Annotated in this window: 12 protein-coding genes and 1 pseudogene; 8 read left to right on the forward strand and 5 right to left on the reverse strand. The window is 31.9% G+C overall.

Going from position 1 to position 14926, the window contains the following annotated elements; genetic code table 11:
• Positions 1-34: 34 nt before the first annotated feature.
• Positions 35-760, reverse strand: a complete 726-nt coding sequence (locus NWE55_RS12705; protein ID WP_258204145.1) for an SDR family oxidoreductase — start codon at positions 758-760, stop codon at positions 35-37.
• Positions 761-1077: 317 nt separating this feature from the next.
• On the opposite strand from NWE55_RS12705, the gene NWE55_RS12710 reads away from it, so the two are divergent.
• From NWE55_RS12710 to NWE55_RS12735, 6 genes are all read left to right on the forward strand, one after another.
• A complete protein-coding gene (locus NWE55_RS12710) occupies positions 1078-1203 on the forward strand; it encodes a hypothetical protein (RefSeq protein ID WP_258204146.1) in 126 nt (41 codons plus the stop codon).
• A gap of 36 nt (positions 1204-1239) precedes the next feature.
• Positions 1240-2052 (forward strand): helix-turn-helix domain-containing protein, encoded by an 813-nt coding sequence (locus tag NWE55_RS12715; RefSeq protein WP_258204147.1) that lies wholly within the window; start codon positions 1240-1242, stop codon positions 2050-2052.
• A 66-nt stretch (positions 2053-2118) separates the two neighbouring features.
• Positions 2119-3798, forward strand: coding sequence for an alpha/beta hydrolase-fold protein (locus NWE55_RS12720; RefSeq protein ID WP_155091286.1), 1680 nt, complete (start codon positions 2119-2121; stop codon positions 3796-3798).
• Between the two features lie 69 nt (positions 3799-3867).
• Positions 3868-4266, forward strand: coding sequence for a hypothetical protein (locus tag NWE55_RS12725; RefSeq protein ID WP_155091287.1), 399 nt, complete (start codon positions 3868-3870; stop codon positions 4264-4266).
• Positions 4267-4419: 153 nt separating this feature from the next.
• Entirely contained in the window at positions 4420-4986 is a 567-nt protein-coding gene (locus NWE55_RS12730; protein ID WP_155091288.1) for a DUF6090 family protein, read from the forward strand.
• A 163-nt stretch (positions 4987-5149) separates the two neighbouring features.
• Positions 5150-5470, forward strand: a complete 321-nt coding sequence (locus NWE55_RS12735; protein ID WP_155091289.1) for a S41 family peptidase — start codon at positions 5150-5152, stop codon at positions 5468-5470.
• 416 nt (positions 5471-5886) lie between these two features.
• Here NWE55_RS12735 and NWE55_RS12740 read toward each other — a convergent pair whose 3' ends face one another.
• Positions 5887-6390 carry an endonuclease V gene (locus tag NWE55_RS12740; RefSeq protein ID WP_258204148.1) on the reverse strand — a complete coding sequence of 168 codons (504 nt, stop codon included), beginning with the start codon at positions 6388-6390 and terminating at the stop codon, positions 5887-5889.
• Between the two features lie 28 nt (positions 6391-6418).
• Positions 6419-6907 (reverse strand): hypothetical protein, encoded by a 489-nt coding sequence (locus NWE55_RS12745; protein ID WP_258204149.1) that lies wholly within the window; start codon positions 6905-6907, stop codon positions 6419-6421.
• Positions 6908-7140: 233 nt separating this feature from the next.
• Between NWE55_RS12745 and NWE55_RS12750 the strand changes: the two are divergent.
• Positions 7141-7428: pseudogene (locus tag NWE55_RS12750) on the forward strand (transposase); the annotation flags it as partial.
• 131 nt (positions 7429-7559) lie between these two features.
• Here NWE55_RS12750 and NWE55_RS12755 read toward each other — a convergent pair.
• Positions 7560-9176: an IS1182 family transposase gene (locus NWE55_RS12755; RefSeq protein WP_258204053.1), complete on the reverse strand. Its 1617-nt coding sequence runs from the start codon at positions 9174-9176 to the stop codon at positions 7560-7562.
• A gap of 918 nt (positions 9177-10094) precedes the next feature.
• Positions 10095-11264 carry an IS4 family transposase gene (locus tag NWE55_RS12760; protein WP_160339887.1) on the reverse strand — a complete coding sequence of 390 codons (1170 nt, stop codon included), beginning with the start codon at positions 11262-11264 and terminating at the stop codon, positions 10095-10097.
• A gap of 740 nt (positions 11265-12004) precedes the next feature.
• On the opposite strand from NWE55_RS12760, the gene NWE55_RS12765 reads away from it, so the two are divergent.
• The gene (locus NWE55_RS12765) at positions 12005-14866 is read left to right on the forward strand and encodes a TonB-dependent receptor (RefSeq protein ID WP_258204150.1); all 2862 of its coding nucleotides are present in this window, start codon (positions 12005-12007) and stop codon (positions 14864-14866) included.
• Positions 14867-14926: the final 60 nt, after the last annotated feature.

Here is a 14926-nt window from a genome sequence, read left to right on the forward strand (position 1 = left end):
GCTTATAGTTTATAGCTATAAGCGTTTTGTTATTTTAAGCGTTTTGTTTTGTATCTGAGATAATCAGTTCTCGTAATAATACACACTGAGGTAAGTCGTAAGCAAATTTGATAGTACGCGCTACATCAATAGCTTGAATACGGTTTGCTCCAGATGATTTCATCCACTCTTTATAGCCCTCTTTAATATCTTCACTAGTTGTATGGCTTAAGAGCTCTGTTGCTACTGCTCCAGGCTCAACAGAAATAATACGCACATTATAAGGACTAAGTTCTAAACGAGCAGTTTGTGTTACTCCTCTTACAGCATATTTACTAGCACAGTAGGCAGCGTGATTATGAAAGGGTAATACACCAGCTATTGAGGATACATTGATAATAGTTCCTGTTTGTCTATCCTTCATATCTCCCATTACAGCTTGCATACCGTTCATGACACCTAATACATTGATATCAAGCATTTGTTTCCATTCTTGAGGATCCTGAGTAGCTAAATCACCTAATAGCATTACACCTGCATTATTAATTAATAAGTCTGTCTTGCCATATATTGCCTCAGCTTCACGGATTGCTTTTTCGAAAGCATCTTTATTAGCTACATCTACACTTTTGCATAGTGTATTTGGTAAGTTTAAAGCTTCCATTTTATCCAGTCTTCTCGCTAATAATAGTAGAGGATGTCCACTGTTAGCGAATTCTTTAGCTAGTTCCATACCGAAGCCAGAGCTAGCACCTGTGATTACTACTAATTTCTTTTCCATTGTCGATGAATTGTTTTTATGCAATTTACTGACAATAATGGTTTTTACGTTTAATGTAGTAGCTTTTTTTTTGATATATTTATCTCGTTATAAGGTGTGTACGATGTAGTATAAAATGGCTTATCCTTTAAAACGACTATTGTGTTTAGCTATCCAAATTGTAATAAAAATATTTTAGAAAGATTGTGCTTTATCAAGTTTACTAAAGAGGTTTTATAATACCTTCGTATAAAGGAGTTAAACTTATAGAGATAAGATTTATAAACGCAATAGAATTACTACCATCTAATTATGCTAAAAGCCACTATCAGAGTCTTATGGGGAGTACAGCAGAGTGCCCAAAAGAATGGAATGCTGAGTGGAATAGAAGTTTGTCAGATAGTGATATAGAACCGATGGGGGATACTATTAAACGAGTGGACTTAATAATAGGGATAGAGTAGAGGTAAGTAATGTATAACTAAATAAATTAAGCGGTAATGAAAGAGATTTTTGAAACCTTTAGTCCTAATAGTGCTTTAGTAAAGAAGTATGTGGACTATTACTACTTAGATATAAAGCCCAATAATGAGGTGAGAGAGTACCAGTGCTTTCCTCATTATAATAATACAATCTCTATCTACGCCTCTCATCAGCTAGCTAGTGATGGATCGATGGCGTTTAATAAAGGAGCAGATGATTATCAGATATTCACTCCTATTAGAGAAGACATACTTCATGTGAAGCAGGTGGGGAGAGTGCACAGAGTCGTTATTGTCTTTCACCCATTAGGGATACAGCGGTTTTATCGCCATTTAAGTTTTGTCAATCTAATTACTGATTATAAATTTATTGAGGAAAAAGAGTTAGCAAAAGTCTTCGCTACTACTGATGTAGATGTTATTACTACATTGTTAGATACAGCGCTAGAGAAGAGATATAAGCCATTCTCAAATAGCCTTCTAGAACAAGCAATAGAGTATATCTTCAGTGAAGAAGATAACTTCTCTGTACAAGAGTTAGCAGATAGACTAGGAGTGAGCAGACAACATCTAAATAGAGTTTTTAAGGCCAATATGGGAGTATCTTTAAAGAGGTTTTACGATATCTATTTGTTTAGAAAAACGGTGAACCAGAAACTCTATACCTCTCCTGAAGAGAAGTTGACTGATATTGCTTATCGCTTTAACTTTAATGATCAGTCTCATTTGATTAAAACCTATAAAGCAATGACCAATAATTCTCCTAAAAACTTCTTTGAGAAAGGTACTAAGCTAGGAAGCAAAGATACTTTTTGGCATCTAGAGAAATAGATGTTCCATTTGTACAATTTTATTATTGTAGTGTTGTTTACATTCGCTTTATTAATAATTAGAATTATGAAGGGATATCATGTACTACTAGCATTTATGTTTAGTATCGTTAGTTTTGGACAGAATACATACTCTAAGTTGATCAATCAAGCAGATGATTTGTTAGAAGAGCACGAGGATGAGCAAAGTAAAAGACAAGCTTTTTCTCTTTATGAAAAGGCGTTTAAGTCATTTCCAGACAGTATAACAGCAGCTGATTTATCAGAAATATCAATTATTGCCTCGGAGTTAAAAGAGGCAGATAAAGCCTTTGCTTATCTAGATCGGTTGATAAAGATAGAACGCGCACAATATGGCTTCCCAGGTTGGCAAAATGTAACAAATAAAAGTGCTTTAGAAGAATACAAGAACTTATTAGATGATCCTGGATGGGCTTCTATGATGAGTGAAGCGCATGCGTTAAAAGCTAAGTTTGATGTAAATTTAAAAAAGGAAGAGGAAGAGTTCTATAAGGTGAAATCTACTAAAGAGTTAACCTCTACTAATGGAAAGAAATTATATGAAGAAATCAAAGCGTACAATCCTTATCTGCCTAAGGCAAAACAAGATTATTCTATAAGCTTTACTATAAATGATACGGTGAAGACGTCTTTCTTTATTCATTTGCCTAAGAACTATTCTCCAAAGAAGGAATATCCAGTGTTATTCTTTTTGCATGGAGCAGTTAGATATAATAATCTTCAAGAGTTTCAGACTAGAGAACTTAGTTTAGGAGGATGGAATAGATACTATACGAAATATGGAGATCTAGATGAGGTGATATTAATATTCCCAAGTGGAGGGAAGAAGTATAATTGGATGACACCTAATGATGGCTTCTTTATGATATCTGCTATGCTGAGAGAGGTTAAGAAGGCTATTAATGTAGATGATAATAAGGTGTTTATCGCAGGACATTCTAATGGAGCTACGGGTTCATTCTCTTATTTGATGAAAGACTCTTCTCCCTTTGCAGGATTCTATGGGTTTAATACTCAACCTAAGGTATTCACAGGAGGAACTTTTATAGAGAATATAAAGAATCGTTCTTTTATTAACTTCTCTACAGATGAGGACTATTATTATCCTCCTAACGCAAATGATTCTTTTACAGCTATGATGAATGAGTTAAAGGCAGACTATAAAGAGTATCGTTATAACGGTTTTCCACATTGGTTCCCAGAGTTTGACGAGTCAGAACCAGCTTATGAGATATTGTTTAAAGATCTTAAGGAGAGACAACGCAAGAGTTTTACTAAAGAGCTGACATGGGAGTTTGACGACAATGCTTATGGAGGTGTGGATTGGTTGACTAATATCAAATTAGATACGCTTGATCAGAAAGCTGATTGGCATAAAGAACGAAACTTTAAAATTACCAGATGGCTAGAGTATGATAAAGCTGAAAACCTGCAAACGATAGAAGTAGATAAGAACGCTTTCGATATGCCACGCTTATCAGGTAAGGCTGTAGCCCGTTATAAAGACAATGAATTTAGAATAGAAACATCTCGTGTTAAATCCTTATCTATAGCCATTTCTCCTGAAATGGTAAACCTGAAGAATAAGATTAAAGTTTATATCAATGGTAGGTTGTACTATGATAAGAAAGTAGATTATAATACTGCATTTATATTAGATAATTTTGACAAAACTAGAGATAGAAAAACGATTTGGATTAATAAGATTGATATTACAGTAGAATAAGACAGTAGAGCTAGTAGAGATACTAGCTTTTTTGGGTTTAATGTACTTTTAATAAAATAGGTAGAAACGATGGAGAGAATGTATCAGAATGATGAATTCGTTTGTGTAGAGTTAAATGGCTTGAGGATAGAGCGCGTAATAACGTGTATGAGTGATGAACGTGATAATGTAATTGTACTTTATTTAAAAGTAGAAGCTTTAGGTTGGTTTGACTTTTTTATTGACGCAGGTATTGCAGTGATGGAAAAGATAAAAGAAATAGAAGAGGACGATAGTTATATATACCTAGATAAATCCCAAGAATTAGAGGCCATCGGAGTGAGGATAAAAGGTATCTATTGTCAGTCTGTCGAAAGTAGTTGTCGTCTGGCCATAGCATTAGAGAATAATACTAATCTAATTTTACAATCAAAGGACATGAGTGATTATGAAAGTGATGTAGAGTTGTTGCTTTTAGATCTTGGATAAAAGAGGGGCGGCTATTTCATCAGTGGATTAAGATATATTATCATTTATACAATACATTTTTTGTAGTACCATTCCCATCTTTCAATTATTTATTTAAATTAGCTTTGAGTTTTTAGGAATAAATCATCTCTAACTTTAACAAATAACCATTAGATGAAACAAAAGATTAAAAATTATAGTATTCACTTTATTAAAGAGATTATTCCTATCGTGGTGGGTATTCTTATTGCTATTTTTATTGATAATTGGAATGCTCATAGAAAAGACCAAGCTTATATCAATCAAGTGTTTTCGACTGTTTATAGTGAGTTAAAGGAGTCTAGAGAGGAGATAGAGTTTATTCTCCCTATACAGAAAGATTTGGTCAAAGCCTTAGAAAAGTACGTTGATAACGAAGAGAAAAGTCTACAACAGATAGTCATGGAGTCTAAGGGAATCTTCATTCCTCAGATTAAAACAACTGCGTGGCGCTCTATTGCAGCGACTAAGATTGATCTGATTGATTACGATAAGGTAGCTGCTATGACTAATATCGAGGACTTAAAGCAAATGTTAAGTAATAAGAGTGCTTTTTTAATGAATCTTTTGTATTCTAATATGGATAAGACGGATAAGAGCATCAAACAGACATTTAAGATGGTCATATTAGATATTATTCAGACAGAAAATACGTTAGAACAGCGTATAGAGCTGATGGAGCAAGAAAGGGATAAGAAGTGATAACTGTGGTATTTCTTTCCAATTTATAACGGAGTGATTTAACTGTTTATGAAGTATTTTTTTTTATGACTCCATTAAAGATAATCTGATAAGTAAGAATTTTATTCTCGATTTAAGGAATAATAGTGGAGTAGGAGACAAGAGCTCTGCAGAGTTTTATAACTTGTTTAAGAAGTTTAAAGGAAATATATATGTACTTGTAAATTTTAATACCATTAGTAATGCAGAGCAATTCACACTAAAATTGAAGAAATTAAATAATGTGATGGTATTAGGTGGTAATACCAAAAGAATGCTTACTTATGGTAGAAATTATGCTGTAGATAAGGTAAGTCCTTCTGCTTTTTTTAAAATACATTTTTCGGGTCTAAATACGCATTGGCGCAAGTATTTATCCTATGAGGGTAAAGGAGTGAGACCTGATTTCTATTTATCATCTACTGAAGACTGGATAGAACAGGCAATCAGAAAGTATTGTGAATGACAGTAATGTAAATAGTATAGTGTATAGATTTTCCACTGTTTATAATTACTAGTTTCTCATCTTAGGTCATCTTTTATTATTAGCATAATTATAGTGCTTGATAGGGGGGGCTAGCTTTAGTTTGTCTAAATTTTTAACGGGAGGACAATCCCTGATCAGTAGAAGAAGCATTCATCGACTAAGGTATTCTCAGCCACCACCATTTACGGGGTATTTTCCACTAATTGTTGATATTACATAAAAAAGATTACAAATTTCGCATAGCAACCAGATACAAAAAATCTCGTTTAAACCTTTTAAACGAGGTTGATACTTTAGTTTTTAAATTGCAATAGTAATATTCATCCCTAAGAGCAAAAGTGGTATAATTTTATTGATAAATTCTGTTTACAAAAGTCAATAAATAGCCTATATTTCTAATTCTTTTTTGTTTCAGTATCCATTAGTTTCAATAAATAAGGCATTCTATACTCTCCATGCATTTGTTGGATATATTCTTTTGCTTTATTCAATTCAATACCAACTGCTGAGACATATAAAGGCTTTTTACTTTCTCCTCTATAGACCTGCGCTACAAGCTGAGCAGAAGTAAAAAAATATGACTTAGCTACACCTATTACAGGTATTTTAGTGTCTAAAGCTTCAAATACATAACTACCCAATCCCTTTTTTTTATGGTCATCTAAATAAACATAACCATCTACTATAATCAATTCAATGTACTCTCGATTAAGCGTATTTACTAATTCTAAAATACATGGTAGCTCTCTTTTATAGAAAGCTCCTGGCTCATACTCTTTCTGTGGAGGTAACAACTTTTTTATAATATCTATAGGAGCTTTTGAATCAAAAGATTCAAACAAAACACCTACCACCTTTGCTCCAGCCTCGTAGTAGTACATATCTACTGCTAATATCATATTTAGATTTTTTAATCTTACAACGACTTCAAATATTATAAGGAGGTCTTAAATAAGGATTATCTTTTTTAAACTCATATTCTATTAATTGCTTATTTGATAACTGTAATAGAGATTTTAAATAGTGAGGTAATTCATTGCCATACTGATTATCATAATGTCTTAATACATTAAAATCATCTAAATTAACATTAAGTATTTTTAAAAAACTATTATTGTAAACTACACTTACTGATTTCAAGCTTTCTTTTTCATATTCTTTAACTACTCCAAAAATTACATTACCTCTATATTCATTAATCTGTATTACCTCTTCATCTTCATTATAAATGTATTCTAATCCATTTTTTAATCCCTCAATATATTCTGCTTCGTTTTCTATTTTCCCCTTAAATTTGCTATATATTATCCCTGTAAAGAGGTTAGTTAATTCTAGGTCTAAATAATAAATAGGATAACCATTTAAATCATCCTCTGTATATAATATTTCATCAATATTTTCAATTCTTTTTTTCATCTATCGTTTTTATTTATGTCCAATGCAAGTTATACCATCTGTTAGAAAACTACAATGAGGACACCTAATTTTTACAGGAGGAACACCATTATTTTTTTAATCGCATTACTCATTAAATCACGATTGTGTAGATTCATTTCTTTTATTGAGTTCTCATTAACAGTTATTCCTAATGTCTTCTTTCTTTTAATGCTTTATTATAAGCCCTTAATTCTGAATGTGCTGCTCTACTTACTAATAACCTTAGACAGATATATAATTTACAAATAGATAAAGAAATAGCTATGACTAAGCTGGCTCATTGGTTTAATGATATTGAAAAGGCTTCACTCAAACACTTTAGTACTGTTTTAAAGACTTTTAATGTACACTATAACGAAATCATCAATTACCTTATTAATAGAAGCACAAATGCTTCTGTTGAATCATTTAATGCTAAAATTAAATACTTTAGGATGATGTATAGAGGAGTGAGAGATAAGAAGTTTTTCCTGTTTAGATTAACTAAACTTTTTGTGTAGTCCCCAACTTTTGACACTGATCCAAAGTTGTGCTGAGGGTGAAACTCTCTACAAGTTTCAGAAAATAAAAAGAGGGTGTCCCAAAAGGTCACCCTCTTTTGTATTATATAAAACGTTACTTTTCTCTTAGATTAAAAGTTCTTGCAATTAAAACGAGTTTTAGACTTATAATTTGTCATTTTTCGTTTATCAGTCTCTTTTTTAGGATGAAAATTGTTGTTTAAAGTCGATTTTTCTCTATTCTTAGTAAGTTTTCTTAAATTATGTGCAAGAGCCATCAGTCCAAATTCAATTTCGACCATTTCTAATCCTCTTAGAGTAAACCTAGTAAATTTGTTGTTGCTTTTTAGTTGTCCAAAAACAGCTTCTACTTCTACAGGTCTTTTACTTCTATGATATTTACCGCGTTCAGAGTTGAGTAATTCTCTAATATGTTGTTTTATTTGAACCAATCTATGATTCATAGAGACTGTTCTGTTTTCTGCTGCTTTATTACATAGCTCTTTTAACGAGCATTTCAAGCAGTTAGAAGCTTGATACAGATGTATTTTTGACGCAAAACCAGTGGTGGTGTATTTAGTACTACTTCCAATATTAGGTAGCTTTTCTCCATTTGGACATAAGATGTAATCAAACAATTTATTGTAGTAAAGATTGTGTTGTAGAAAAGGGTTGTTCTTCCAAGCTCTTTTCTGTTCCATATGAAAATAATTAAATTTCACATAGGGCGTTATTTCTCTTTCAAGTAAATACAGATAATTCTCTTCGCTACCATACCCAGCATCTGCTACAACTTCTTTACTTTGTTGTGCATAGGTTTGTTCAAAAGTCTCTAGATGATTGATTAAGGTAGTGGTGTCAGTTGATTTTTGTGCAATAGTATAATGTGTAATAAATTGATTTTCAGTACTTATTTGAGTATTGTAGGCAGGTTTAAGTTGCCCGTTTTTCATGTGATCTTCTTTCATTCGCATAAAAGTAGCATCTGGATCTGTTTTACTATAACTATTTCGAGTACCTAAAGTTTCTAGTTGTTGTTCGTATTTTTGCAAGCGAGGTAAATGCTCGTCTTCTAACTGTTTGAGCTGTTTAGCTGTAGGTTTGGGTAGGTCTGCCCTATGTTTATTTAACTGAGTCACTTTTTCTTTAAGCTCTAAACTATCAATATTTTTGGAACAGTGTTCTTTTGCGAGTTCACTTTGATCCTGTTTGATTTGACCCTCTATTTCTGTGAGAACATCTTGAATTTTTGTTTCTAATTTAGCCTTGTTTTTCTCCACTGAACCACGCCATACAAAGGTGTATCGGTTAGAGCTAGATTCAATTTTTGTTCCATCAATATATTGAACTTGTAAACTAACATATTGTAATTCTTGTAACAGACGAACCACATCTGCAAAAAGCTGATGGATTTGACCTTTCAATCGCTTAGCGCGAAAATAATTAATCGTGCGATGATCAGGCAAGCTATTACCAGATAACCACATAAAATAAATGTTCTCCGTCAAAGCCCGTTCAATCTTACGCGATGAATAAATATTATTGAAATAGGCGTAGAATAAGACTTTTATCATCATACGGGGATGATAACTGGTGGTCCCTCCTCCTTTGTATTGACTTAAAATAGAACTAATATCTAACTCATCAACAACAGCATTGATAAGACGAACAGGATGGTCTAGAGGAATTTTAGAAAAAATATCTTCAGGAAATAGACTCGGCGATTTTAAACTTTCAGATTTGAACATTATATTTGTCTTTCTTATTGTTTGGTTGCACCTTGAAGATAATTATTTTTGAGGACAAACAATGAAAAAACCCCGCCTTTTTTAGACGGGGTTTTGTTTTTTAGGCTTTTTAGACAGCCTCTTTCTTTGCGGAGAAAGAGGGATTCGTCCCCTTATGCTCTGTATGCTTTATAAATAGAAGGTTACACATTTTAAAAATAGTTGTGTGCACCTAATTAGCAGAGTTGTAAAACTATGATTGGAATCGTTTGATTCAATGTCAAATATAATGTTTAATAGTTAATCTTAAGGTATAAAGAGGATTTATCGCTTTATATCTAAAACATTTATTTTGTAAATACGATAATAAAAAAACACAAACTTTTGTATAACAAAATGCACGAAAAGCTTACCAATAAAAGCATGTAACATGATATAATTCATCTAAATCACCTATTTTTTACTTGTATTAGATAGAAGTTTAAAAATACAAAAAACAAAAGGAACATAGAATTTATATTTTAATACCAAATTACTAAAGCAAGGTAGTATATTTTAGTTTTTATTGTAAAATAGGTAGTTGTGTAACAGCTCCTAATGTTACATGATGTATTATTTTATTCTACTTTTTAAGGACTCAACAAATGCGTTTAACATATCCTTATCCATTCGATTTGAATATTCTTCAGATAATTTTTCTATTCTTTTTGAATCAAAATCAAATAAATCTTGAATAACCAAGTTTGTAAGTTCTTTAAAAAAAATTCTAACTTGTTCTTTTATCCGTTCATAAAATGCTGTAATACTATTAGAATTAAAATATTCTAAAGAGGTGAATTCTTTAATCTTTTTTATTTCATAACAATAGCGTCCTAAATAAATTTAGTACATAGAATATCCTCCCACTTTAGTAGGATACGAGTATATATATGATGATTTTTAAAACAGAACCCCCTGTTGTAATTTAGGAGGTGGTTTTTCTACTTCATTTAGCGGATTATCGAGCCATAATTTCAGCTGAATCTTCACAAAGAGATTTAATCTTATAAAAGCGACTAAATTGGATAAATGCCACTTGAATTTAGACTGTGCTCGCAATGCTTTTAGTATTAAAATGGTAATTAACGCCGTCCAAATTTGTATCATCACAGCGTTTTCAGATGTTCCTATAAAAGATTTGATATGCAGTAACTGCTTTAAATCTCTAAAGAATATTTCTACCATCCATCTACTTTTATACAATTCACTTATAGTATTTGCAGTCCAATTAAATTGATTGGTAATGAGTTCAATGACCTGATTATTTTGCTCATCCCACACTGCTACACGCCTTAATTTTTTCGGATATATCTGCTTTGACCTTGTATTAGTTAAGCTAATTAACTCATCTTTTAAGATGTTTTGATGTCTGTTCTCTGGAAGCTCTAATTCCTTAATAGTTTCAAATTTCAAATTGTCTTTATGTCTAATCACAAAGAATACTTGTTTGCTGTCCCAAACATTTAAAAGGCTAAAATCATTGTAGAATCGATCAGCAACTATAACACTGCCTTTGAGTAATGGGATATCATAAGCTCCTTTATTATCAGCCGTTTTACCATTTGTAATATTAATATAGGCTGGTAAATTCCCATCAAAATCAAGGAGTGTATGCATTTTAACAGCACCTTTATTGGTCTTGTATTTTGCCCAATCAAAGATGCTCAAACACAGAGATATGGTTGTGGAGTCTAATAACAGGATTTTTGACTTGATTCGGAACTTCACCTGCTTAAACTTGGGATGCTGTCCTAAACTTTCGAGCAAAGTAAAATAGTACTCTTTAAAGAGCTCATGGGATCTTTTTTTATTCTGATAACTGATTGATGATTTAGATGGGGCTATAGTTAAACCTAAATGATTTAAGTTTCCAGTAGCAGAGCGAAGGCCATTACTAATATCACGAACAGATTTACTACGGGCAAAATGGCAAAATAGCATAGATACTAAATGACTCCAACTATCAAAACCCTTGTTGTGTTTATCTGTTTGCCTTTCCTTTACTATTTTCTTAAACTTTGAACGATCTAGTTTTTGGATTATTTGAGAAAATAAAGTTACATTTGTCATAGAGAGAGTGTTTTTTGGTGTGCAACTCAAAGATAATTTGAGATCCTTAATTTACTCTCTTTTTTTGTACCTTTTTTTTAAACGTTTAGGACGTTATTGATTTCATAACTTATTAAATCAGTATGCTTAATGCAGTTATTGATTTTTTTTAACTCAAGAACTTCATGATAACCTTGAAGGTCTGATATTCTAATATTTTTACCATTAAAAAAGAAAACCATACTTTCCCATTGATAAAATTTTTTAACATCTACATTTGGATCTGCTATAAGTTTAACTAGTGAAGGTAAACAGTTCATAACGATTAAGGGTGAGAATGGTGTGGAAAGTAAGAAGGAAATAGTTCCTATCAGAAAATATACTTCGTATGCTTTAGTTAATGATCCTGCCCTAGAAGGTGTGTCTATTGAGAATAAAAGTAATTAATTAGATAAGTTTTTTTATGTATAAACAAGCCCTTATAGATATCCTATAAGGGCTTGTTGTTTTCAGTAAATTAACGTTGGAATAGATAATTAATAAATCGTTAATGTTGGTTTGATTGGTAATTTTAGTAATTGTGTGTGGATTTGTTGAATTAAAGTATGTTTATTTAGATATATGGTTTTTTATTGATTCTATTTTCGTTTATTTTATATCTATTTTAAAATATAGTAATTTGTTTATTAATAATATTAACTAAACATTGACTTGATAGGTTGATACTAAATTTGCTAGCAAAACTATTCAATGTTATTATTATGAAATTAAAGAATGTTATTATTATGAAATTAAAGTACTTATTTTTCTTATTTGCAATTTGTTTTGCAATACCAATACAAGGACAAAATAATAGTGTTAAAAAAGGAATTGTGTCAGGAAGAGTAATAGACTCTGGTGATAAGAGTTCATTACCAGGTGCAGCTGTTTTATTAGATAATGGCAAGCAATATACGGTAAGTAACAATAATGGGTATTATGAGTTTTTAAATATTCCAGAAGGGAAATATGTCTTATCAGTAAGTTATATTGGCTATACTTCAGTAGAACAAGAAGTAGAAGTGAGTTCAGGACATAATAAAGTTATTAATTTAAGTCTTTCAACAGATGTAGAAACCTTAGAAGGTATTGTAGTAATAGGAGAACGTTTAAAAGGACAAGCTAAAGCATTAAATCAACAGATGAATAATGCTAATGTTACTAATGTTATTTCAGCAGACCAAGTAGGGCGTTTCCCTGATTCTAATATTGGTGATGCTCTAAAACGTGTACCAGGAATCACAATGCAAAATGATCAAGGAGAAGCTCGTGATATAGTTATCCGTGGTTTAGCTCCTAGTTTAAATTCTGTTACATTAAATGGGGACCGAATTCCTTCAGCAGAAGGAGATAATAGAAATGTTCAGATGGATTTAATTCCTGCGGATATGATATCTTCTATAGAAGTAAATAAAACCTTAACACCTGATATGGATGCTGATGCCATAGGAGGATCTGTTGATTTGATTACTCGTGCTTCACCTTATGGAGAGCGTATTTCGGCAACTCTAGCAGGTGGACTTAACCCTATAAGAGACAAAGGAAATTATATAGGAAGTTTTGTGTATGGTAATCGTTTTTTAGATTCTAAATTCGGAATGATCTTAAGTGGTTCTTATAATAGTAATAATTATGGATCAGATAATGTGGAGGGAGTATGGAGTAAGGATAAGTATGACAATATTTATATGAGCGAATATGACATTCGTAAGTACGATGTACAACGTGTTCGTCGTAGTTTCTCAGGTGCTTTTGATTATAAGATTAATGATAATCATACTATCTATGCTAGTGCAATGTATAACTGGAGAGATGACAGAGAGAATCGTTATCGTGTGCGTTACAGAGGTATTAAGCCAGAGTATGATCAAGACAACAATATCACTGGGTTTACAGGCGATATAAGAAGAGAAACAAAGGGAGGACTTGATAATAATAGAAATAAAAACACTCGTTTAGAAGATCAAAGAATCCAGAATTATGCATTAAGTGGAACGCATTTATGGTCTAGTAATTTAGATATGGATTGGTCTGTTAACTATTCACGTGCATCAGAAGATCGTCCAGGAGAACGTTATATAGATTTTCAAAATAAGAAAGTTGCAATGCAAGAAGATTTAACTAATGGAAAATATCCACTAGTAACTGCATTAGGAGATCGACCAGATAATTTTTCATTGAGAAAGTTATCAGAAACTGATAAATTCACAAAGGATAGTGAGTTTGGTGCTAAATTGAATTTTCGAGTTCCTTTTTCTGTTATTGAAGATCAAAAAGGACGTCTAAGATTCGGAGGTCGTCTTCGACTAAAAGATAAAAAGAGAGAGAATATGTTCTATGAGTTCTCTCCAATAGGAACGAATACCATTGGCAATTTAGCTACTGTACCTGGTAGTTATTATGATGGATCTGGTTTTCAACCAGGTAGTAAATATGTTCCAGGACATTTTGCTTCAAATCAATATTTAGGAGGATTAGATTTATACAATTCTAATTTATTTAAGAAGGAGGCAGTGCCAGGAAAATATTTAGCTTTAAACTATAAAGCTAAAGAAAATATATATGCAGGATATATTCGTTGGGATCAAGACTTCAATGAGAAATTATCTATGATATTGGGAGCTCGAATTGAACATACAAGTATAGATTATACAGGTAATCATATTGTAGATGAAAGCGACTTAATAGGAGAGGTTAGTAATACAAATAATTATACTAATGTATTGCCTAGTGTTACTTTTAAATATCAGACAGATTCAGATTGGATTTATAGAGCAGCCTTTACGACTGCTTTAGCTAGACCTGACTATTATGCCTTAGCTCCATATATTAATGTGGTATCTCAAGATAATATGGTATCTGCAGGTAACCCAGACTTAAAGGCAACTTATGCTTATAACTTTGATTTAATGGCAGAAAAATATTTTCAATCTGTAGGAATGTTTTCTGCTGGTGTTTTTTATAAGAACTTAAAAGATTTTATCTATAACTATAGATCTGATTCTTTTACACATGAGAACTTTAACGAGTTGTTTCCCGGACAAGTTAATCCTATTCAATCAGAGGACAAATGGAAGTTTATGCAACAAAGAAATGGAGACCAAGTAAACTTGTTTGGAGTAGAGGTGGCTTTTCAAAGACAATTTGATTTTATACCTGGTAAATTTTGGAAAGGTCTAGGAGTCTATGTGAATTATACTTATACATATACAGAAGCTAAGGGAATAGCTAATGAAGATGGAGAGATAAGAAAAAACATGGAGTTACCTGGTGCAGCGCCGCATATGTTTAATGGTTCGTTGTCTTGGGAGAATGATCGTTTCTCAGCCCGTGTATCATTAAATTACTCTTCAGATTATTTAGATGCATTAGGAGGAAATAGTTTTGAAGATAGTTATTATGATAAACAATTATTCTTGGATGCAAATGCTTCGTATAAAATAACTTCATATTTACGTGTGTTTGCTGAAGCAAATAACTTGACTAATCAACCCCTAAGATATTATCAAGGAGTGAGTCATAGAGTAAAACAAATGGAGTATTACCAACCTAAATTTACTTTAGGACTTAAGTTTGATTTCTAATAAATAAATATCTATAGAAATTAGGGCGAAGAATATTCGCCCTAGTTTTATTATACAATC

Source organism: Myroides albus (genome assembly GCF_024722315.1).
Lineage (GTDB): Bacteria > Bacteroidota > Bacteroidia > Flavobacteriales > Flavobacteriaceae > Flavobacterium > Flavobacterium album_A.

Coding starts and splice junctions, on each gene's coding strand:
- NWE55_RS12760 (WP_160339887.1), bottom strand. CDS start 11,264: ATGACAAATGTAACTTTATTTTCTCAAATAATCCAAAAACTAGATCGT.
- NWE55_RS12715 (WP_258204147.1), top strand. CDS start 1,240: ATGAAAGAGATTTTTGAAACCTTTAGTCCTAATAGTGCTTTAGTAAAG.
- NWE55_RS12725 (WP_155091287.1), top strand. CDS start 3,868: ATGGAGAGAATGTATCAGAATGATGAATTCGTTTGTGTAGAGTTAAAT.
- NWE55_RS12745 (WP_258204149.1), bottom strand. CDS start 6,907: ATGAAAAAAAGAATTGAAAATATTGATGAAATATTATATACAGAGGAT.
- NWE55_RS12765 (WP_258204150.1), top strand. CDS start 12,005: ATGAAATTAAAGAATGTTATTATTATGAAATTAAAGTACTTATTTTTC.
- NWE55_RS12730 (WP_155091288.1), top strand. CDS start 4,420: ATGAAACAAAAGATTAAAAATTATAGTATTCACTTTATTAAAGAGATT.
- NWE55_RS12755 (WP_258204053.1), bottom strand. CDS start 9,176: ATGTTCAAATCTGAAAGTTTAAAATCGCCGAGTCTATTTCCTGAAGAT.
- NWE55_RS12720 (WP_155091286.1), top strand. CDS start 2,119: ATGAAGGGATATCATGTACTACTAGCATTTATGTTTAGTATCGTTAGT.
- NWE55_RS12705 (WP_258204145.1), bottom strand. CDS start 760: ATGGAAAAGAAATTAGTAGTAATCACAGGTGCTAGCTCTGGCTTCGGT.
- NWE55_RS12710 (WP_258204146.1), top strand. CDS start 1,078: ATGGGGAGTACAGCAGAGTGCCCAAAAGAATGGAATGCTGAGTGGAAT.
- NWE55_RS12740 (WP_258204148.1), bottom strand. CDS start 6,390: ATGATATTAGCAGTAGATATGTACTACTACGAGGCTGGAGCAAAGGTG.